Origin of the sequence: Sphingobacterium sp. UBA3519 (assembly GCF_002377215.1) — a bacterium.
Lineage (GTDB): Bacteria > Bacteroidota > Bacteroidia > Sphingobacteriales > Sphingobacteriaceae > Sphingobacterium > Sphingobacterium multivorum.
Window position 1 is genome coordinate 404,936 of sequence record NZ_DFPI01000037.1, and the last position, 21,858, is coordinate 426,793.

The following is a 21,858-nucleotide window of genomic DNA, read 5'->3' on the forward strand; positions in this document are numbered from 1 at the left end:
CAATAATAATCAGTAGCATACAAAATGTTGTATGCTACTGTTCAAATGCTTTTAACTATCGAGTACGTCCTCCACTTGATCTTGAGCTACCGCCTCCGGAGAAACCTCCACCCGAAGATCTCGAGCTACCACCGCCAGAGAAACCACCACTAGAAGAGCGGGATGAACCACTATCATAGCTTCTTGTTGGAGGCGTATAGGTTGGTCTTGACGTCGAGCTTGGGTTGCTAGAACGTGTTTCCATGGAACGGCTCATCGGACGAGATACCTCCCCAGAGCTTGTGCGTGACCGCGTGCCATTATTATAGTAGCCACCTGTACTGCGTGTACTATTCGGGTAGGAACCGTTTACTCGCTCGGATGTTCTTGAACGCGTACCGTCTGAATAACCCCTGTTTGATATGCCATCGGAAGTTCTTGTTCTTCCTCCTGTTCTATCGTATGATGAACTACGCGATGAAACTGAACCATCCGTATTTCTCGATCTGCCAGTTACAGATGTGATTCTTCCTCTCGAATCACGCGCTACGCCAGTGCGATCATATCCGCCGGAATTTCGGGCAACGCCGTTACGGTCATACCCGCCTGAAGTCCGGGTTCTTGATGATGAACTTCGCGTATTATAGTTATCTCTGTATACAGATCTACTTGAAGCGTAACGAGGTCTCGAATTGCCCCAATAACCACCACCCCAGTATCCATTTCCGTACCAGCCTGATCCCCAGTAGCCACCGCCATACCAGCCACCCCAAAGTCTATAGCCTCCATACCAAGGAGATCCCCAGCCCCAGCTAGATCCCCAACCCCATCCAAGGCCGATCGACCACGATGATCCCCAACCAGAGTTCCATCCCCAGCCCATTCCAAATGATGGTCCGTATCCGTACCAACCACCGAAGCCATAGCCATACCATGGGTCAAAAAATGGGTCGAAATAGGTCATCCCTGGAGTTGCGTAATAAAAACGGTTGATACGATTAGCGTATTCGAGATCTTCATAGGAATCACTGTTGTAATCCTGATCGGAATATTCATCATCATAATAACCACCTTGTGCCTGTCCATTTGGTTGGGCCTGATCTGCATCCGTGTAATAATAATCTGGGCTTTGGTAAACCTTTTGTCTCGCTTGCCCACTATTGCCATAGACATCGTCGCCATAGATTTGCCTACTCGTACCGCAGGAACCCAGCATGAACGCTCCTGTTATGGCAAGTGCTCCGATAAATAATCTATTTTTTTTCATAATATCCTAAATCGTTATTTTCGATTATACAGCCTTATTTACTATCTTAGACGCAAATTTCTCGACGGGGTTTAATCGAAGTAATCAAAAATACAAATATTTTTTATTGAACGCTTTTCGTATTAGAATTGCAGACGAGATTTAACGTAAGAATGTTACAATAATTTATCAATTTCATATGAGTAAAGGAATAACAAGTCGTGCAGAAGATTATTCGCAATGGTATAATGAGCTTGTGATCAAAGCTGATCTCGCTGAAAATTCAGCTGTACGAGGCTGTATGGTGATTAAACCATACGGGTACGCCATCTGGGAACGGATGCAAGCGATCTTAGATAAAAGATTTAAAGAAACAGGTCATAGCAACGCTTATTTCCCTTTATTCATTCCCAAATCGTTTTTTTCAAAAGAAGCTGCGCATGTGGAAGGTTTCGCTACCGAATGCGCGGTAGTAACTCATTATAGATTAAAAAACGATGGTACAGGTAAGATCGTAGTGGATGAAGAGGCGAAATTGGAGGAAGAGCTAATTGTACGTCCGACTTCTGAGACGATTATATGGAATACCTACCGTGGTTGGATTGAATCTTATCGTGATCTTCCAATTTTGGTCAACCAATGGGCCAACGTCGTACGATGGGAAATGCGTACACGTCTTTTCTTGCGTACTGCGGAGTTTTTGTGGCAGGAGGGCCATACAGCTCACGCAACCAGAGAAGAGGCTATTGAAGAAACCGAACGTATGCTTGATGTCTATGCGGAATTTGCTGAAAAGATATTGGCTGTGCCTGTTGTACGTGGTAGAAAAACAGAAAACGAACGTTTTGCGGGTGCCTTGGATACCTATTGTATTGAAGCATTGATGCAAGATGGAAAAGCATTGCAAGCAGGAACTTCTCATTTCCTCGGCCAAAACTTTGCAAAGGCGTTTGACGTGAAATTTACGTCTAAAGAAGGAAAATTGGAGCATGTTTGGGCGACCTCTTGGGGTGTTTCTACACGTTTGATGGGTGCATTGATTATGGCTCACTCAGATGATCAAGGATTGGTATTGCCACCAAAATTGGCACCAATTCAAGTTGTCATTGTTCCGATTTTTAAAACTGATGCAGAAAAAGCACAGATCGATGAATTCGTGAATCAGTTGACAAAAGAATTACGGGTGAACGACATATCCGTAAAATACGACGATCGGGACACTCAACGTCCGGGCTTTAAATTTGCAGAATGGGAGTTAAAAGGTGTTCCTGTACGTGTCGCAGTCGGGGCAAGAGATATGCAAAACGGTACGGTAGAATTAGCGCGACGTGATACCCAAACGAAGGAAACGGTTGCTCAGGAGGGCTTGGCCGGTACTATTGTACAATTGCTAGATACTATACAAGAAAATATATACCAAAAAGCATTAAATTTCAGGACATCGCATTTCACTGAAGTGAATTCGTATGATGAGTTTAAAGAAGTGCTGGAAGGTAAGGGTGGTTTTATCTCTTGTCATTGGGACGGAACAACAGAAACAGAAAAACGCGTAAAAGAAGAAACCAAGGCAACAATTCGTTGTATTCCTCTGGATGCGAAAGAAGAGGAAGGTGTTTGTATCTTTACCGGGAAGCCTTCAAATCGTCGTGTACTCTTTGCAAAAGCCTATTAATAGTCTTATCAGAATATGAGGATACTCATTTTGGGATGTGGTTGGCTTGCAGAATCTTTTGCGCTACATATGAAGTATCAAGGCCATGAGGTTTGGGCTAGTACGACAACATCTGAAAAATACCATCGGTTGAATGCCGATGGTATTTTTTCATTTATTCTAGACTTTGATTATGAAAACTTTCCAGCAAGGATAGATTTACCTACTCAATTTGACTTCGTATTAAACAGTATTCCGGCAAGTCAGAAAAATAGTGTATCGATTCTTGAAAACAGATTTTCGAATATTAAATCATTTTACAGGCACATTACTTGGAAGAAACAAGTCTTTCTGAGCTCTATTGGAATTTATCCGGATAAAGATGCTGTATTTGATGAATTCTATGCAGATACAACCGAGCTCTCATCAAAACTCTTGCTTGCTGAAGCATGCATGTTGGGATTGGCTGATACCATAATTTATCGATTAGGAGGTTTGTTTGGTAAAAACCGTGTTTTTGCCAAATATTTTTCCGAACGTATTTGTACGACGGGTGAACAGCCAGCCAATTTTGTTCATATCGATGATGTGATCAGACTGTTAGAGGCGGCATCTTGCAATGTGCTTAAACATACTGTATACAATGTTGTTGCTCCCTTACATCCTAAAAAAAAGGACGTAATTCTAGCGTCTGCAAAAAAATATGGCTATATTTTGCCACTTGCATTCGAAGCAACGAATACGATTCAAAAAATAGTTAGGGGTGAATTACTTCAAGAGGAACTGGAATATGAATATGTCCTGCCTGATCCTTTGCAATTTTAATTCATTTTTATTTTAAAAAGAAAAATGAATTTGTGACTACCAAGGTGAAAAAATTAAATAATTTCATTATTTTAACATCAATTCTACTATGGGAAATTTAAGTAGGGGGTCATATTTGCGGGAATTTACCCATATCGAGAAATTTTTGCCAGATATTGGTGTTTTCCTTTGAACAAACCGATAATAGATTAGTATTTTAACAGCATATTATAATAGAGCCATGACAAATGTAGAGAGACATCAATATATCTTAAAACAATTAAAGGAAGTCGGCGTAGTTCAGGTAATTGATCTATGTGAGGAATTGGGCGTTTCCTCTGTGACCATTCGGAAGGATTTGACCTTGTTGGAAGATAGTGGATTGTTGTTTAGGACGCATGGCGGGGCAACACAATATAATCCTTATACGACTGATCGTACCGTATTTGAAAAAGAGAAACTTCGTTCGGATGATAAAAGCAGGATCGGGAAAAAAGCGGCTGAAATGATTGAGGAAAATGATTCCATCATTATAGCTTCAGGAACGACCATGCAGTCGCTAGCAAAGCAGATTGTTCCTAAAGGAAATATTACTGTAGTGACTTCGGCATTGAATGTTGCAATGGAATTGATCAAATATCCTTCGGTTGAAATCATGCAGATGGGGGGGACGCTTCGCAAGACCTCAACATCCGTAACGGGAAAGTATGCAGAAAATTTATTACAGGATTTTTATTGCAGTAAATTGTTTTTGGGTGTAGACGGGATTGACCTGGAGTACGGGGTATCAACGTCAAGTGCGCAGGAAGCTCAATTAAATCGCATTATGATCGATACGGCTCAAAAAGTTGTCGTTCTTGCAGATTCTTCCAAATTTGGAAGAAGAAGTTTCGGACGAATTTGTGGTTTTGATAAAATTGATATATTAATTACCGATGACAAAGTAAATACAAGCTTTGTGGAATCGTTAGAAAAAGCTGGGGTAAACGTCATAGTTGTTTAACACAGTTTAACAAAAAAAACTCAAAACTATGCTCGACTTTTTATCATAAAAAATGTCCCCAAAAGAGTGTTTAACTTTTTGGGGACATTTTTTCTATGGATAGTTTTTTTAGCTCAGTGCCGGCTCCTGCTGGCTTAAACAGTGGAAACTTCCCAGACCCCAAATAATGTCAACGGAATTTATACCGATGACTTTACGTGTAGGGAAACAGCCTTGGATAGTATCCAGTGCTCTTTGGTCATTTTTATCGTTGAAGATCGGTACAACAACGATATCGTTTGCAATGTAGAAATTAGCATAAGAAGCAGGCAATCTTGTTTCGTCATAGATGACCGGTGCTGGCATTGGGAGCTCAACGATATGCAGTGGCTCTCCATTTAAGAGCCTAAATGAACGAAGTGTTGCTAGATTTTCTTGAAGTATCTCGTAGTTTTCATCCCTTGGATCTTCCTCGACAACTGTTAAAACGGTGTTTTCGTTGACGAAACGTGTGATATCGTCAATGTGTCCATCTGTATCGTCTCCAACGATACCGTCTCCAAGCCATAAAACCTGTTCCTGACCGTAAAATTCTTTTAAATAAGTTTCTATCTGCTCTTTTGTCAGGTGTGGATTTCGGTTTTTATTCAATAGACAAGCCGTTGTTGTCATGATTGTTCCTGCGCCATTAAACTCAACTGAACCGCCTTCCATGACGATATCAGGGACAAATAGAGGAAGGTTGAATGTTGTGGCAATACGTGTCGGAACAATATCGTCCAGGTCGAAAGGAGGGTATTTTCCACCCCAGGCATTATAGCCCCAGTCGACTACTGCTTTTTGATTTGTTGCTTGGTTAATAATAAAAGCGGGACCGTGGTCTCTACACCAAGCATCGTTTGTCGGATTAAAATAGAATTCGATATTGCTAAAATCGGTTGTCACTTCTTTGAGCGCGGTAATAGCAAAATTTTGCATTTCCTCGTTAGCGACGTTAATCCTTACTTTTTGCCCGGTTGCTACGACTTTAATAAATTCGCAATAGGGTTTGTATATTGTTTCGATCTTCCTAGGCCAGGATTCCTCTTTATGTGGCCAGCTCAACCATAAGGCTTCTTGCTTTGCCCATTCTGCGGGAAATGAGAAGCCCTGTTGTTTCGGGGAATTGTCAAAATAGTCCTGTGTGAATGTCTTTTTTTGTTCCATACTTATTTTAATGGGATTAAAAAAAGCCATTTCAGTTCGTTTCAGCACAGTTGTGTGCGTTCGAAACTGAAATGGCTAGAATATCCAATATTAGTCTTCGTCAATAAAACGTTTGGTGATAGGTGCGTATGTTTCGATTCTTCGGTCTCTCAAAAATGGCCAATGTTTTCTGAAATAATCCGATTCATTTAAGTCCAATTCGACAACCTCAATTTCCTCCTTGTCGTGGGAAGCGAGGTAAAGCAGTTTTCCTTGTCCATTTGTTACGAAGCTTCCACCCCAGAATTTCATCGCACCATCCTGTTCAAATCCGACGCGGTTAACAGATACCACAGGGACGCCATTTGCAACAGCATGGGAGCGTTGTATTGTTTGCCACGCATTGTATTGATCTTTGTTGGTTTCTTCATCTTGATCTGTTGCCCATCCAATAGCTGTAGGGTAGAATAAGATTTCTGCACCCATCAATGCGGTAATTCGAGATGCTTCAGGGTACCATTGATCCCAGCAAATTAAAATGCCTATTCTTCCAAATTTTGTTTTGAATACCTTGTAGCCTAAATCTCCTGGGGTAAAATAGAATTTTTCATAAAATGCAGGGTCATCTGGAATGTGCATTTTGCGATATTTCCCTAAGTAGGAACCATCTGCATCTAATACAGCAGTTGTATTATGATACAGTCCTTCTGCTCTTTTTTCAAATAATGAAGCGATAATTACGACGCCTGCTTCTTTAGCAACAGCCGATAGGGCGTCCGTTGATGGGCCGGGAATGGATTCAGCCAGTGCGAAATTGTCGTAATCTTCCACATCGCAGAAATATAAAGAGGTAAATAGTTCTTGCAGACACACAATTTGCGCACCTTTTGCAGCGGCTTCTTTTACTTTAGCGATAGCTTTTTCGAGATTCTCTTGTTTGCTTGCGGTACAGCTCATCTGTACAACTCCAACTTTTACTTTGCTCATTCTTTAATGCTTATTTTAATACAGCACAAAGATACTATTCTTAATTTGGATTTGGTCTGTGGGAAAAACAAAAAGAGCTCTTAGAGCTCTTTTCGTAATCTTGCTACAGGAATATTCAATGCTTCCCGATATTTTGCTACCGTTCGCCGCGCAATATTGTAGCCTTTTTCTTTTAGGATCTCAGTTAGTTTTTCGTCAGCCAAGGGTTTCCGTTTATTTTCTTTTGAGATGCACTCTTCTAATATTTTCTTAACCTCTTTATTGGATACTTCTTCGCCAGAATCTGTTTGAATGGCTTCGGAGAAAAATGATTTTAGGAGAAAGGTTCCAAACTCTGTTTGTACATATTTTGAATTTGCTACCCGAGACACAGTAGATATATCCATATCGATTTTATCAGCGATGTCTTTCAATATCATGGGTTTTAATTTTCGATCATCACCGGTAAGGAAATAATCATATTGGTATTCCATGATTGCATTCATCGTTTTGAGTAAGGTTTGCTGACGTTGTTTTATCGCATCAATAAACCATTTGGCTGAGTCGAGTTTCTGTTTGACGAATTGTACGGCCTCTTTCATTTTTTTATCCTTTTGATCAGATTTCTCGTAATGTTCAAACATATGCTGGTAATCACGACTTATACGGAGCTCGGGTGCATTTCGGCCATTTAACGTCAGATGTAATGTGCCATCATTATTACTGATATGGAAATCCGGGATAATATGAAGTTGTTTGCCAGCGACAGCGCCGGAGTCTCCTGGTTTTGGATTAAGTTTTAGGATCTCGTTGACAACATTTTTCAAATCCTCCGATGAAACGCCTAAGGATTTTTCTAATTTATCATAATGCTTTTTCGTGAACTCTTCAAGGTAATTTGCCACAACTTTAATCGCAAGTTTGATTGTAGGATTTTGTGTGTCCTTTTTCTGTAACTGGATTAACAGACACTCTTGCAAATCCCGCGCTCCAATCCCAGCAGGTTCAAAATCTTGAATTACTTTTAGCATGTCAAGTACTTCCTGCTCATCAGTCATTACATTTTGACCAAAAGCGAGATCGTCGACAAGATTGATAATCGGACGCCGCAAATAACCGTCATCATCTAAACTGCCAATAATTTGTTGGCCAATTAAAAAATGTTTGTCATCTAACGCCAAAAGGTCTAATTGTTGTTGTAACTGCTCGTAAAAAGAGTGCTGAATAGCAACAGGCATTTCTTTCCGGTCATCATCGTCGTCTCCATAGTCATAGCCACTGCCGTAATCTTTGAAATCATCTTCCTGAATATAGTCTTCTAAACTAAAGTCTTCAGAGTCGAACCCATCTTCATTGTCAAAATTATCATCTGGATCTTTATCGGGATATTCTTCTATAGGATCCGTCATATTCGTCAAGCTACCATCTTCTAACGCAGGATTTTCTTCTAATTCTTCCTTGATTCTAGCATCTAATGAAACCGTCGGAACCTGCAACAATTTTATAAATTGGATTTGTTGCGGCGACAATTTCTGTAATAGCTTTTGTTGTAATGTTTGTTTTAACATGCTAATAGTTGACTTTTTTACATCTAAATTTAAACAAATATCATTATTATTTTAAAATAAAATCGATAATAAATGAAAAATGGGTATAATATTTGTGGAACGCGAAGCCAAATTTATAAAAAAGAGTAGATTCGGCTTGTTTTCCCAGATATCCCCTTTGCTATTTAATTGTCGTGGTAATTTTCAAAATCAATCCTTTGGAACCATGTCATATTTTACAGTTGATTATGGTCTGTTTTTTATTGTTAAAAAATGTAAATAGTTGATTACAGCGATTTATTTAGTTGTATATTTAGCCCCTGAAAATAGATATAGAGGCATATTTGATGGGCATAAAACCTTTTGCTTGTCGGATGTGTTGAATATAAGATAAATTTCCATTTATGTTTAAACGTATTAAGAATAGGATTCTTCGTTATCTCGTTATAGCAATATATTTTATCATTATATTGGTTTGTGCTATACAATTGAATTTTTTGTGGCTTTTCGGTTATTCTCCGACAAAAAAGGATATTGTTATGCCAAGTGTTAATATTTCAACGGAGTTATATACCGCAGACAGTGTTTTAATCGGGCGGTATTTTGATGAGGATAGGAATCCAATTCCATTTGATAGTATTCCGAAGTCAGTGACGAATGCGTTGATCGCAACTGAGGATGTTCGTTTTTATAGTCATAATGGTGTTGATTTTTTCGGACTTGGGTCCGGTATTATCTCTACATTAAAAGGAGATAAGCGTGGCGCGAGTACCATTACGCAACAATTAGCTAAAAATCTTTATCGTACACGTTATAATAAGGCAGGCGGTTTGTTGACACGTCTTCCTGTCGCGGGCTTGGTGGTGACAAAGTTCAAGGAGTGGATGACGGCTTATAAATTGGAACAACGCTATTCCAAAAATCAGATATTGGAAATGTATTTAAATACAGTATCCTTTAGTAACAATGCGTATGGTATTGAGACTGCTGCAAAGCGCTATTTTTCAAAGGGGGCTAATCAATTGAATCAAAATGAAGCTGCTGTTTTGATCGGAATGTTAAAAGGTACGACCTTATATAACCCTATTCGCAATCCCGAAAATGCTTTTGTGCGGAAAAACACGGTTTTAAGCCAGATGTATAAAGGCGGTTTTTTGAAAAAAGAGGAATATGATCGTCTGGTTAAAGAGAAGATTGTTTTGAATACGAATAGTCAAGACCTGAATGCTGGGGGAGATTCTTACTTGCGTGCTGCTGTTGCTAAGTGGTTGGAGAAATGGTCTGAGGATAATAATTACGATATCTATACAGACGGTTTGAAAATTTACACCACGATAAATTCTAAGCTTCAAAAACATGCTGAAGAGGCTGTGGCGAAACAAATGGTCGAATTGCAGCAACGTCTAAATAATACCTGGGAAGGACAGGAGCCTTGGCGCGATTTATCAGGTAAGGTTATTCCGAACTTTTTGGATAATTTGGCAAAGAAAACTCCTTATTATGCTTTTTTAAGCAAAAAATATGCAAATACCCCGGATAGCATCAATTACTTCTTGAATAAAAAGAAGAAGATCGAAGTCTATAATTGGAGGGATGGTAGTAAGATCGAAAAAGATATGTCCACAATGGATTCGTTGAAGTATTATGCTATGATGCTAAATGCGGGAATGATGTCTATGGATCCATATTCGGGTGAAATTAAAGCGTGGGTGGGTGGTATAAACCATCAATATTTTAAGTATGATCACGTGATGCAGGCGAAGAGACAGGCTGGTTCTACATTTAAACCCTTTGTATACCTGGCTGCTTTGGAGTCGGGGATGTCTCCATGTGACAAGATTACAGATAAACCCGTTACAATCAAGATTGATAAAGGGGACTCTGTGGAGATATGGGAGCCTAAAAATGCAGACTGGAATTTTTCCTATCGTGAAATGTCTTTGCGTCACGCAATGGCGCGTTCAATTAATTCGGTAACGGTACAATTGACTGATATGGTTACGCCTGCAAAAGTAGTCGATGCAGCGCATCGTTGTGGTATTACGAGTAAATTAAATCCTGTTGCCTCGGTGGGTTTGGGGCCAAATGATGTTTCTGTTTTTGAGATGGTGAATGGGTACTCGACGATGATGAATCATGGCGAGCGTGTTACTCCTTTATTGGTGTCTAAGATCGAAGATCATGACGGTAATGTGATTGCGACCTTTCAGGCGGAACGTAAACAAGTTGTGGATAAGCAAGATGCCTGGTTGATGACCTATATGCTTCGTGGTGGCATGGAAGAACCTGGGGGTACCTCTCAGGGATTGTGGGAGTGGGACTTGTTTGATAAGGAAAATGAAATTGGAGGAAAGACAGGTACTTCGTCTGAATATGTGGATGGTTGGTATATGGGGGTGACGAAAGATTTGGTCACAGGTGTATGGGTTGGTTGTGACGAGCGGAGTATTCACTTTAAAAATTCCCATTCGGGAGAAGGTTCCCGTACAGCATTGCCGATATTTGGCGTATACATGGAGTCAGTATATAAAGATAAGCAGTTGGGGTATACGCAAGGTAAGTTTCCTAGCCCGACTGTCGAAATTACAAAATCTTACAAATGCGAAACTCCCCGCTATAGCGATCCAGAGCCAGAGCAGAGTGATTCTACGCAGGTAGAAGAGCCCGCTGATGAAGGATTAATAGGGCCTGAGGAAGAGGGAACGGAGCATCCTGTTGAGCGTAATCATACTGAAGGTGCTGATAGCGGAACGAGTAGCGTGGGGTCATCCTCGTTGGAGGAGCTTGGTAGTCAAAACTGATAATAGTTAAAGATATATCTAAAAAATAAAGATGGCCGCCTAGTTTAACTAAGGTGGCTTTTTTTATGCTAGGCTGCGTGGTTGGAATCTCTCTTGGTGAACGTTTGGTGTTGCTGAGGGAAAAGATTATTCCAATTAGGATTATATTTACGGATGAGCCTTTCGACTTGCATGGTTGTAAAATGTTGCAGTTCACTTATTCTCTTATTGGCGGTCTCCGAATTTGTGAAAGATTCTGTGTAGATTATTCGATTTAAGCTAGGGCCCTGGTTGAAAATAAAATTATTGGACTGCTGTAGTTCCATTACTGTACTAAAGATGTTGGAACTGAGACCGATTTTAAAGTGTTTCCGATTGTTGTCAGTTGATATATATACAATAAAATTGTTCATAATGCTAAATTATTTGGACGTTTAAAATATATTTACTAATTTTATTGGCACAATATTACTAATAAAATTAGTTTTTGCAAAATATTTTTTTGAAAAAATAATATGTCAAATATTTCGTCCAATCTGAAATTCCTTCGAAAAGGAAAAAAAATCACCCAGCAACAATTTGCTGATCTTATGGAAATTAAGCGTGCGTCTGTCGGTGCATACGAGGAAGATCGAGCAGAGCCTAAATATGAGTTATTAAAGAAGATTGCCGAATTCTATGGTTTGACTATGGATGAGTTGGCAAACGATGTTATTGATGACAAATGGAAGCCGGTTCCTAAAAGCAATGCCTCAAATTTAAGGGTGCTTAGTGTGACTGTGGATGCAGATGATCGTGAAAATATCGAACTTGTTCCGGTTAAGGCTAGTGCGGGGTATTTAAATGGATATGGTGATCCAGAATATGTTGCTGAGTTGCCAAAGTTTTCGCTACCTATGTTTGGTCAGGGGACATTTCGTGCTTTTGAAATAAAAGGGGATTCGATGTTGCCTTTACCTTCTGGTTCTATTATTGTGGCCGAATACGTAGAAAATTGGCATGATATTAAACCAGGAAGTACCTATATTGTCGTGTCGAAAGAAGATGGTGTGGTGTATAAACGCGTTGCTTTTAAATTTAAAGAGGATAAAGGTTTGAAGCTTGTTTCTGATAATAAGACCTATGAGCCTTATTGGGTAGAGACTGCTGATATTCTTGAAGTGTGGAAGGCTAAGGCTTTTATCAGTACACAGCTGCCCGAACCTACTCCGGAGCCAACCATAGAAACCCTGACAAGCATGATGGCGCAAATGCAGAAGACGATTAATGCAGTGGTGGATGGTTCTAAATAGTGGAGAATTATCTACGTATTTTTATTATTTAGTCACGCTGTGAAGATGATTGCAAGGACTGAGGAGCGATCGATAGCTTATTTTTATAGGGACTGTAGGTATATTGAATATAAAAACAATCTATCTAAGTTTGTTTTTTATTTTATAAAATGCTATATTTGCATATCTGAAAGGAAGGGGGCTCGTATTGCCCCCTTTTTTTAATTCAATTAATTTAGCATTTCTAGAAACAGAACAATGCAGCATATAGAAAAGAGAGTTATTGAACTCATCGCGGAAAAAATTGCAGATCGCGAGGATTTGTTTATCGTCAGTGTGAAGATGCGCCCAAATAAAATTCTCGAGATTCTTTTGGACGGAGATAATGGTGTGAATATTGATGATTGCGCACAGGTGAGCCGTCATGTTGGTTTCCACTTGGAGGAGGAAAATGTAGTTGATGATGCTTACCGTTTAGAGGTTTCATCTCCAGGTATTGATGCTAATTTTGTTAATATCCGACAGTATCAAAAGAATATAGGTCGTACAGTTCAGGTAAAGTTGAACGATAATACAAAAGTTGAAGGTACATTATTGACCGTAGACGAGATGAAGATCAATGTTCTTCAAAAGATAAAAGAAAAAGGTAAAAAAGCACAAGAGGTAGAAAAAGAACTTCCTTTTGATCAAATAAAAGCAACAAAAGTGGTAATTTCATTTTAATAATAATGAGTAACAGCAACATCAATCTGATAGACTCTTTTCAAGAGTTTAAGGAGTTTAAGAATATCGATAGACCTACTGTTATTACAGTATTGGAAGAGGTTTTTCGTAGTATGATCCGTCGTCGTTTTGGTACGGATGAAAATGTGGATGTTATCGTGAATCCAGATAACGGAGATTTGGAGATTTGGAGGACGCGTGTCGTTGTTGAAGATGAGTTTTCAGAAGATGATGACCTTGAAATCGAATTAGCGGAAGCTAGAAAGCATGATGAAGATTTGGAAGTAGGTGATGATTTTATTGAACAGATCACATTGGAAAGCTTTGGTCGTCGTGCAATTTTAGCGGCACGTCAGACGCTTGTATCTAAGGTTTTGGAATTGGAAAAAGACGAGGTCTTTAAGAAATATAAAGATAGAGAAGGAGAGTTGGTCATTGGTGAGGTCTATCAGATTTGGAAAAAGGAGATCTTGGTATTGGATGAGGACGGGAATGAATTAATTCTTCCTAAATCAGAGCAAATCCCAGCTGACTATTTCAAAAAGGGAGATGGCATTCGCGCAGTTGTGCATAAAGTAGATATGATGAATAATAATCCGAAGATTATTATTTCACGTACTGCACCTGCGTTCTTACAACGTTTATTTGAACTTGAGGTTCCTGAGATTTTCGATGGTTTGATTACGATCAAGAAAATCGTTCGTGAGCCAGGGGAAAGAGCAAAGGTTGCTGTTGAGTCTTATGACGATCGTATTGATCCTGTAGGAGCTTGTGTTGGTATGAAGGGGTCTCGTATTCATGGTATCGTTCGTGAGCTGCGTAATGAGAATATTGATGTAATTAATTTTACAACAAATCATTCGTTGTACATCGCTCGTGCTTTGAGCCCTGCAAGAATTAGCTCAATCAAAATCGATGAAGAAAATAAGACTGCGGCTGTATATTTAAAATCGGATCAAGTTTCTTTAGCCATTGGACGTGGGGGACATAATATTAAATTGGCTGGTAAATTGACTGGTTATGAAATAGATGTTTATCGCGAAAATGACGAGTTTGATGAAGATGTCGATATCGAAGAATTCAGCGATGAGATTGAAAGCTGGGTTATTGATGAATTGAAGCGTGTCGGCTTGGATTCAGCGAAGTCGGTGTTGTCTCTTAGCGAGGAAGAGCTGGTTAGACGTACCGATTTGGAAGAGGATACTGTTCGTGAGATTGTACGTATTTTACAAGCTGAATTTGAATAAAATTCAGCTCGTTAATTTTTTTCTATCTAACATTCGGAATAAATTGTTTATGGATGGAAAAAAACATATTTTTGTAATTATATTAAAATAGTTTATATTATAGATGACTGAAGGAAAAGGAACAAACTTGCTTAAAGCAGCAAAGGAACTCAACATCGGGATACATACCGCCGTGGAATGTTTAGTGAAAAAAGGATATGATGTAGAAGCAAAGCCTAACACTAAATTGAGCGGAGAGATGTATGGTGTGCTGTTAAAAGAGTTTCAGGGAGACAAATCACTGAAAGATGAAGCTAAACAAATTGTGATTGGCAAAATTCGTCGTGAGGAGTCGCCGTCCTCTTCTCCTAAGGAATCATCTAAGAATGAGGATTTCGAAGATCATGATGAATCCAAGGAAATCTTGGTCAAGAATACAGTAGAAATCCCTTCTGTTAAGGAAACTACTCCTGCAAAAGTGGAGGAGCCCGTTCATCAAGGTGGTATGAAGGTGGTTGGTAAGATTGATCTTGACGCATTGAATAGAGGCGGAAGTAAGGTCAAGAAGGAAGAACCTGTTAAGGAGGAACCAAAAACCATTAAAGAAACGCCTGTAGAGGCTAAAGCTGAAGCTAAGGTGGAAGAAAAGAAGGAAGCCGAAGTCAAAGCGCCTATTGTTGAAGCGAAAAAAGAAGAACCAAAGGTTATTGAAAAGAAGCCGGAAGTTGTTGTACCAAAAGCTGAAATAGAAAAACCCGAAGTAAATAAAACTGAAGTAAAAGCAACTCCGGTTGTAGAGACAAAAACTGAACCTGTGAAGGTAGAAGACAAGAAAAAAGAAGAAACAGCGCCGAAAGCTGTGCCAGTAACTCCAATAGTGGAGCCTGCGAAAAAACAAGGAGATGAAATTATTTCTGCTCGTGCGGAAAGATTGACAGGTCCTAAAGTCATTGGTAAAATTGAATTACCATCTGCTAGACCTTCCCACAAACCAGTGGCTTCATCTTCAAATGCTGGAAATAATAATGAGAAACGTAAGCGTAAGCGTACGAATCCAAATGGTCCAGTAAACCCAAATGCGGGGCAAGGTCAAGGTCATAATAATCAAAACCGTGGACCGCGCGATGGTAACAATCCCAACAACCGGGACCAACAAGGAGGTAACCGAGGTGGGAATCATGGCCCTAACAACAACCCGAACAATCGTCAAGGGCAAAACAACAACCAACACCCAGGTAGACCGGGACAAGGAGGTAACAACCAACACTCAGGTAGACCAGGACAAGGTACGAGACCGCAACACGGTAATCGTTTTGACAATAGAGGTAAGGGAAGACCTGTTGAGAATAAGGAAGAACCTACTGAAAAGGAAATCCAAGATCAAATCAAAGCAACACTTGCTCGTTTGAGTGGTGCAGGTAAATCTGGTAAATTTGCGCAACGTGCCAAATTGAGACGTCAGAAACGTGATGATGTTGCTCAACATGCGGAAGAAGCTGCAATGGAGCAAGAAATGATGGCAAAAGTATTGCGTGTTACAGAGTTCGTAACTGCAAACGAATTAGCTAATTTGATGGACGTTCAGGTAACCCAAATTATTGCAACTTGTATGAGTTTGGGTATGTTCGTGTCAATTAATCAGCGTTTAGATGCGGAAACTTTAACCATTGTAGCGGATGAATTTGGTTATCAGGTAGAGTTTATCAAACCTGAGGATGAGGAGACTGCTGAATTGGAGGAACCGGATACAGAAGAGAACTTGATTTCAAGAGCGCCTATTGTAACGGTCATGGGACACGTCGACCATGGTAAGACCTCTTTACTGGATTATATCCGTAAGGCGAACGTTACTTCTGGTGAGGCGGGTGGTATCACCCAACATATCGGTGCATACGCGGTGAAATTGGAGGATGGTCGGAAGATCACTTTCTTGGATACTCCTGGTCACGAGGCTTTTACAGCGATGCGTGCCCGTGGTGCCAAAGTAACAGATATTGTTATTATTGTTATCGCAGCTGACGACGCCGTCATGCCGCAAACAAAAGAAGCGATCAACCACGCGCAGGCAGCAGGAGTTCCAATCGTATTTGCATTTACTAAAGTAGATAAACCGGGAGCAAATCCTGATAGAATCCGTGAGCAGCTTTCTGCGATGAATATCTTAGTTGAAGACTGGGGCGGTAAGTTCCAAGCGCAAGAGATTTCAGCAAAAACGGGGGAAAATGTTGACCTATTATTAGAGAAAGTTCTATTGGAAGCTGAGATGTTAGATCTAAAAGCTGATCCGAAAAAACGTGCTGTTGGTTCAGTAATTGAAGCAGCTTTGGATAAAGGTCGTGGTATCGTGACAACGGTGTTGATACAAAGTGGTACATTACGTGTTGGAGACCCTATTTTAGCGGGATCGCATTCAGGTAAGGTGAAGGCTTTGACTAATGAAAGAGGTGAACGTGTTAAAGAGGCGGGACCTTCTGTTCCAGTGCAAATCTTGGGTATGGCCGGCGCACCAACAGCAGGGGATAAGCTTTATGTTCTTGAAAGCGAGTCTGAAGCTAGAACTGTAGCTAACAAACGTCTTCAGTTACAACGCGAGCAAGGCATGCGTGCAACTAAACATATTACCTTGGATGAAATCGGTCGTCGTTTGGCTATCGGTAACTTTAAAGAACTTAATATTATCGTTAAAGGTGATGTGGACGGTTCTATTGAAGCATTATCAGATTCATTATTGAAATTGTCTACTGACGAAATTCAGGTTAATATCATTCACAAATCAGTGGGTGCAATCTCTGAATCAGATGTATTGTTAGCTTCTGCTTCCGATGCGATTATCATAGGTTTCCAAGTACGTCCAACACAAAACGCACGTAAGTTGGCAGAGAACGAGCAAATTGATGTACGTTTATATTCGATCATCTATGATGCGATTGATGAAATCAAATCTGCGATGGAGGGTATGTTGGCGCCGAAATTTGAAGAGAAAATCGTTGCTGAGGTTGAAATCAGAGAAACCTTCAAAATTTCTAAAGTGGGTACGATTGCCGGATGTATGGTTAAAGAAGGTAAGATCAATAGAAATAATGATATCCGCATAATCAGAGATGGTGTTGTAATTCATACTGGTAAACTGGCATCGTTGAAACGTTTTAAAGACGATGTGAAAGAAGTTTCAATGGGTTATGAATGTGGTTTGAATATTGACCGTTTCAACGATATTCAAGTAGGAGATATTGTTGAAGCTTACGAACAAGTTGAAGTGAAACGTAAATTGTAATCACTTAGTGGTACACTAATAAAACAGAAAGCGGCATTGATTTTAATCAATGCCGCTTTCTGTTTTAACGTTCGTATAGTTCTATTGGAACCTGATCAGGATCAAAGAAGAATGTAAAGCGTTTATTTGTTAACTCGTCTATTCTGATCCCTTCATGTGATACACCTGCTTTTTCGAGCTTATTTAATTCGATGTCGAGATTATCGACTTCGAATGCAAGATGTCTTAAACCGGCAGCTTCTGGAAAGCTGAGCCGATTAGGCGGTGATGGGAACGAAAAAAGTTCTATAATGTAATGATCGTTGAGTTTGAGGTCCAGTTTGTAAGAATCACGTTCCGCACGATAATATTCTCTAGCAATCTCCAGGCCCAGTATGCCCGTGTAGAATTTCTTTGAACGTTCATAATTGCTACAGATAATGGCAATATGATGTATCTTGTTGAGGTTTAATTTCATCTTTAAATACTTATCTCATGGCATTTGTTATATCTTTTGTCCGTTTAGGATATGGAGCATATACAGACTATTTTACCATGTCTCTCCTATTATTTTGCTCTTTCATATTGTTTAGGCCAAGGAACTTCAGCGTCTAATTCTTTGGCAAAATGTAATGGAAGGTGTGGATCATCAAGAAATCCCCGTGCGATTAAGATTAAATCTGCTTGCTTTCGCGTAATGATCTCGGATGCTTCAATAGCAGTTTTAATTAAACCTACAGTGGCAACGTTATTCTTGGTATTCTCCTTAATAGCGTTGGCGAAAGGGAGCTGATATGCTGGTCCTACATCTATTTTTTGATAGGAGACCAATCCTCCACTTGAAACATCAATCAGGTCTACCCCCAATGCATATAGCTGTTGTGATAAGGCTATGGATTGCTTTAAGTCCCAGCCGGCTTCTGCCCAGTCAGTTGCTGAAATACGTACCCATAAACTTTGGCTTGTTATTTCTTGTTTTACTCTTTTCACAATTTCAATAAGAAAGCGTATTCTATTTTCAAAGATCCCGCCGAAAGTGTCTTTTCGTAAGTTGCTCAGTGGTGAAAGAAATTGATGGATCAGATATCCATGTGCTGCATGGAGTTCAATAATTTCATAGCCGGCTTGGATTGCTCTTTTCGTCGCTGTTCCAAATTGTTCAATCAGATTTTCAATGGCGGAAACATCAAGTTCCTGTGGTTCATAATCTCCTGCATGGAAAGCTATTGCAGATGGAGCAACTGTTTGCCAGCCCTGAGGGTCCGTTGGTGAAAATTGATTCCTGCCAAGCCAAGGTTTATTGCTGCTTGCTTTGCGGCCTGCATGGGCAAGTTGTATGCCAGGTATGGAATTATTTGCTTTAATGAACTCGGTTATTTCTTTTAATTTTTCGATATGCTGGTCGTCCCATAAACCAAGGTCTCCATCACTGATTCGACCGTCAGGGCTAACTGCTGTTGCTTCTTGTATTACTGCTGCAGCTCCGCCGATTGCAAATTGGCCCAAATGAACCAAATGCCAGTTATTTGCAAAACCATCTTTTGCCGAGTATTGACACATTGGGGATACAACCAAACGATTTTTCAATTGTAAATTTCCGATGTTTACTGATGAAAATAATTGACTCATAATTGCTTGTTTATAGAAGATAGGAGCAATGAAAGCTCCTATCTTAATCAATTTCTTTGTATCATAAAAGAAAGCTATTAAAAGGGCTGTATTTGACCCTGATGAATAGCTATTCGATTATTAGGGATTTGTAGACCATAAAGAAGCTGATTTTAACATGGCTCTTCTTGGTAGTTTTAAATTAGCAATGATCAGCTCCGCGAAATCTTCAGGCTGAAGAACTTTTTCTGGATCACCATCGGTAAGTCCAAGATCTTTGGGCATATCCGAGGCAATCGTACTAGGCATAAGTGTACATACCCGAATATTGTTTTTCCGTACTTCCCGCATTAAAGAATCGGCGAAGCCGATGACGCCAAACTTCGATGCACTATAAGCGGAAGTGGTGGCTGCGCCATTTAATCCGGCAGTCGAAGATACCATTATGATATCGCCTTGATTTTTTTCAATCAGTTGCGGAAGAATAGTTTTTGTAACAAAATATGTACCCAGGAGATTCGTTTGAATGATCGATGTCCAATCGGCAACATCCATGTCGAGCACAGTGGAAAACGATGCTACTCCCGCATTGTTAACTAATATGTCAAAGCTACCGAAGGTATTTTTCAATCGCTCGATCTCCTCCTGTACTGCACTATAATTTGATACGTCAAAGACGGCATAAGTGACCTCAGTGCCCAGCTCGGCAAGTTCCGTGGCCGTATCCTTTAAAGCAGCTTCATTTCTACCGGTAATCGCGATATGAACACCTTCTTTCGCTAATGCATAGGCAATCGCTTTCCCCAATCCTCGCGCACCACCCGTAATTAAGGCTCTTTTTCCTGTTATATTTTCCATAATATAAAAATAGGCATGATCTTTTTTATTCCTGTCAGATGATCCTAAGAAAGGCAATTTATTTTGCCTTTTTTAGGATATTTTCGATAATGGGGTAAGTATTGTTGCGTATGTCTTCAAATTGGTCCACATGACGCCATTCTGCTTTTGTGATATCTTCTGCAGTTTGCGGAATCAATTTAGGGACTTTGTTGACTCCCATTTCATACCAGTTCGTTGCTTTTAAGACGAATTCTCCATTTCGCAAAAAATAGGTATGGTATGATGTGGTGATTTTTTTTCCTAAGTAGTTGATTTTGATGCCACATTCCTCTTCAACTTCGCGTACAGCTGCTTCCCGCATTTTTTCATTTTCTTCCACTTTACCTTTCGGAAGATCCCATTTTCCTAATCGGTAGATAAAAAGATAGTCTCCATCACCATTTTTCACCAGCCCACCTGCAGCTTTAATGAGCTTAATTTTATTTTTTAAGTTTTGAAATACGGTTTCAAAATCCTTGTTGATGTAGAGATATGTTTTTGGAACTTTATCAATTTCAGATTGTTTGAAAAGTTTTTGGAGGTCAATCTCTTGAAAACTAATTGTTTGTGGGTTTTTGATTTTCGATGGAACAAAATCTGCTAAAATTAGCACGGTTTCGTTCATATAAATTTTATAAATTTGCGCCATGAATAATTTAAATGAGGTTGAACAAAAAGTTGCTGAATCCTTATTGCAAATTAAAGCAATAAAATTGCAACCTAAAAGTCCTTTTACATGGGCGTCGGGTTGGAAGTCTCCAATTTACTGTGATAACCGTATCACTTTATCTCATCCTGCGATTCGTACATACATTCGTCAAAAGCTTTCTAAGCTTATTCAAGAAGAGTTTGGATCAGTGGATATGATTTCTGGAGTTGCTACGGCAGGTATTCCACAAGGCGTTTTGGTAGCACAAGATTTGGGACTACCATTTTCTTATGTCAGAAGCTCAGCTAAGGATCATGGTCGTCAGAATTTAATTGAAGGTGAAGTAGTTAGCGGTCAACGCGTAGTTGTAATTGAAGATCTAATTTCGACAGGTAAGAGTAGTTTAGTGGCTGTAAAGGCGTTACGTGAGGCTGGCTGCAATGTTGTTGGCTTGGTGTCTATTTTTACTTATGGATTGCAACAAGCTACTGATAATTTTGCTGATGCAAAATGTCCTTATTTCAGTCTATGTAATTATGATGCTTTGATTCAGGTCGCTGCTGAAAATAGTTATGTATTGGAAGAGGATATTGAGATCTTGAAAAAGTGGCGATTGAACCCGGCTACTTGGGGCGACAATTTTCAATAAAGAGGATTAATTTATCGTTATGACTACTATTCAGAATACAACAGAAATCAACAAAAATGTCGGCGAGGTGTATGCGTTTTTGGCGGATCTCAACAATCATGAGCAGTTGATGCCTGAAAATATCTACAATTGGTCTTCGACTACGGACGAGGCGCGATTTACAATACAGAATATGGCAAAATTGGCTCTTCGCGTAGAAGAGCGTGTTGAGAATCATCTTATTAAGTTGACTCCTTTAGAGAAGGCACCTTTTGACGTAACTCTTCGTTGGGAATTGCAAGTTATTGCTGGTACAGTGACAAAGGCAACCTTTATCATAGATGCTGATCTCAACATGATGATGAAAATGATCGCTTCTGGGCCGCTTCAAAAATTGGTTGACTTTCAGGTCAACAAATTAAAAGAAAAGCTAGGGTAGGTTGGTTCATAGCGAATATAAAAAAAGAAGCTGTCTCAAATT

At 39.7% G+C, this 21,858-nt stretch carries 19 protein-coding genes; 10 read left to right on the plus strand and 9 right to left on the minus strand.

The genetic code is table 11. From position 1 onward, the window contains the following. Positions 1-55: 55 nt before the first annotated feature. Complete coding sequence (locus tag B3297_RS24600; RefSeq protein ID WP_286779662.1) at positions 56-1,246, minus strand: hypothetical protein; 1,191 nt, start codon at positions 1,244-1,246, stop codon at positions 56-58. Positions 1,247-1,424: 178 nt separating this feature from the next. Between B3297_RS24600 and proS the strand changes: the two genes are divergently transcribed. The 3 genes from proS (at position 1,425) to agaR (ending at position 4,683) form a co-directional block, all read left to right on the plus strand. Beyond that, positions 1,425-2,897, plus strand: a complete 1,473-nt coding sequence (gene proS / locus B3297_RS24605; protein WP_046675471.1) for a proline--tRNA ligase — start codon at positions 1,425-1,427, stop codon at positions 2,895-2,897. 15 nt (positions 2,898-2,912) lie between these two features. Then, the gene (locus B3297_RS24610) at positions 2,913-3,701 is read left to right on the plus strand and encodes a hypothetical protein (protein WP_070567772.1); all 789 of its coding nucleotides are present in this window, start codon (positions 2,913-2,915) and stop codon (positions 3,699-3,701) included. A gap of 220 nt (positions 3,702-3,921) precedes the next feature. Then, the gene (gene agaR / locus B3297_RS24615) at positions 3,922-4,683 is read left to right on the plus strand and encodes a transcriptional repressor AgaR (protein WP_046675473.1); all 762 of its coding nucleotides are present in this window, start codon (positions 3,922-3,924) and stop codon (positions 4,681-4,683) included. A 108-nt stretch (positions 4,684-4,791) separates the two neighbouring features. On the opposite strand, the gene B3297_RS24620 is transcribed toward agaR, so the two are convergent. The 3 genes from B3297_RS24620 to rpoN all read right to left on the minus strand — a co-directional run bounded on the left by B3297_RS24620 (position 4,792) and on the right by rpoN (position 8,381). After that, complete coding sequence (locus tag B3297_RS24620; RefSeq protein WP_286779663.1) at positions 4,792-5,868, minus strand: agmatine deiminase family protein; 1,077 nt, start codon at positions 5,866-5,868, stop codon at positions 4,792-4,794. Positions 5,869-5,958: 90 nt separating this feature from the next. Beyond that, complete coding sequence (locus tag B3297_RS24625) at positions 5,959-6,834, minus strand: carbon-nitrogen hydrolase (protein ID WP_286779664.1); 876 nt, start codon at positions 6,832-6,834, stop codon at positions 5,959-5,961. Between the two features lie 80 nt (positions 6,835-6,914). Continuing rightward, positions 6,915-8,381, minus strand: coding sequence for an RNA polymerase factor sigma-54 (gene rpoN / locus B3297_RS24630; RefSeq protein ID WP_286779665.1), 1,467 nt, complete (start codon positions 8,379-8,381; stop codon positions 6,915-6,917). Between the two features lie 518 nt (positions 8,382-8,899). On the opposite strand from rpoN, the gene B3297_RS24635 reads away from it, so the two are divergent. Continuing rightward, positions 8,900-11,161, plus strand: coding sequence for a penicillin-binding protein 1A (locus B3297_RS24635; RefSeq protein ID WP_312905617.1), 2,262 nt, complete (start codon positions 8,900-8,902; stop codon positions 11,159-11,161). A gap of 68 nt (positions 11,162-11,229) precedes the next feature. On the opposite strand, the gene B3297_RS24640 is transcribed toward B3297_RS24635, so the two are convergent. Beyond that, positions 11,230-11,553, minus strand: coding sequence for a GIY-YIG nuclease family protein (locus B3297_RS24640; RefSeq protein ID WP_112376125.1), 324 nt, complete (start codon positions 11,551-11,553; stop codon positions 11,230-11,232). A 102-nt stretch (positions 11,554-11,655) separates the two neighbouring features. On the opposite strand from B3297_RS24640, the gene B3297_RS24645 reads away from it, so the two are divergent. From B3297_RS24645 to infB, 4 genes are all read left to right on the plus strand, one after another. Next, positions 11,656-12,432 carry an XRE family transcriptional regulator gene (locus tag B3297_RS24645; protein ID WP_070567758.1) on the plus strand — a complete coding sequence of 259 codons (777 nt, stop codon included), beginning with the start codon at positions 11,656-11,658 and terminating at the stop codon, positions 12,430-12,432. Between the two features lie 237 nt (positions 12,433-12,669). Then, the gene (gene rimP / locus B3297_RS24650) at positions 12,670-13,134 is read left to right on the plus strand and encodes a ribosome assembly cofactor RimP (RefSeq protein ID WP_070567756.1); all 465 of its coding nucleotides are present in this window, start codon (positions 12,670-12,672) and stop codon (positions 13,132-13,134) included. Between the two features lie 5 nt (positions 13,135-13,139). Next, positions 13,140-14,381, plus strand: coding sequence for a transcription termination factor NusA (nusA, locus tag B3297_RS24655; protein WP_070567754.1), 1,242 nt, complete (start codon positions 13,140-13,142; stop codon positions 14,379-14,381). A gap of 103 nt (positions 14,382-14,484) precedes the next feature. Continuing rightward, on the plus strand, positions 14,485-17,634 hold the full coding sequence (gene infB, locus B3297_RS24660) for a translation initiation factor IF-2 (protein ID WP_070567751.1): 3,150 nt from the start codon (positions 14,485-14,487) through the stop codon (positions 17,632-17,634). A gap of 64 nt (positions 17,635-17,698) precedes the next feature. Here infB and B3297_RS24665 read toward each other — a convergent pair whose 3' ends face one another. The 4 genes from B3297_RS24665 to B3297_RS24680 all read right to left on the minus strand — a co-directional run bounded on the left by B3297_RS24665 (position 17,699) and on the right by B3297_RS24680 (position 20,725). Beyond that, positions 17,699-18,091 (minus strand): VOC family protein, encoded by a 393-nt coding sequence (locus B3297_RS24665; RefSeq protein WP_070567749.1) that lies wholly within the window; start codon positions 18,089-18,091, stop codon positions 17,699-17,701. An 89-nt stretch (positions 18,092-18,180) separates the two neighbouring features. Then, positions 18,181-19,242 (minus strand): NADH:flavin oxidoreductase/NADH oxidase, encoded by a 1,062-nt coding sequence (locus B3297_RS24670; protein WP_286779667.1) that lies wholly within the window; start codon positions 19,240-19,242, stop codon positions 18,181-18,183. 120 nt (positions 19,243-19,362) lie between these two features. Then, on the minus strand, positions 19,363-20,079 hold the full coding sequence (locus B3297_RS24675) for a 3-ketoacyl-ACP reductase (RefSeq protein WP_286779668.1): 717 nt from the start codon (positions 20,077-20,079) through the stop codon (positions 19,363-19,365). A gap of 58 nt (positions 20,080-20,137) precedes the next feature. Next, complete coding sequence (locus B3297_RS24680) at positions 20,138-20,725, minus strand: NUDIX domain-containing protein (RefSeq protein WP_236560231.1); 588 nt, start codon at positions 20,723-20,725, stop codon at positions 20,138-20,140. Positions 20,726-20,747: 22 nt separating this feature from the next. Between B3297_RS24680 and pyrE the strand changes: the two genes are divergently transcribed. Then, entirely contained in the window at positions 20,748-21,398 is a 651-nt protein-coding gene (gene pyrE / locus B3297_RS24685) for an orotate phosphoribosyltransferase (protein ID WP_070567741.1), read from the plus strand. Between the two features lie 19 nt (positions 21,399-21,417). Continuing rightward, complete coding sequence (locus tag B3297_RS24690; protein WP_286779669.1) at positions 21,418-21,816, plus strand: SRPBCC family protein; 399 nt, start codon at positions 21,418-21,420, stop codon at positions 21,814-21,816. Positions 21,817-21,858 lie beyond the last annotated feature (42 nt).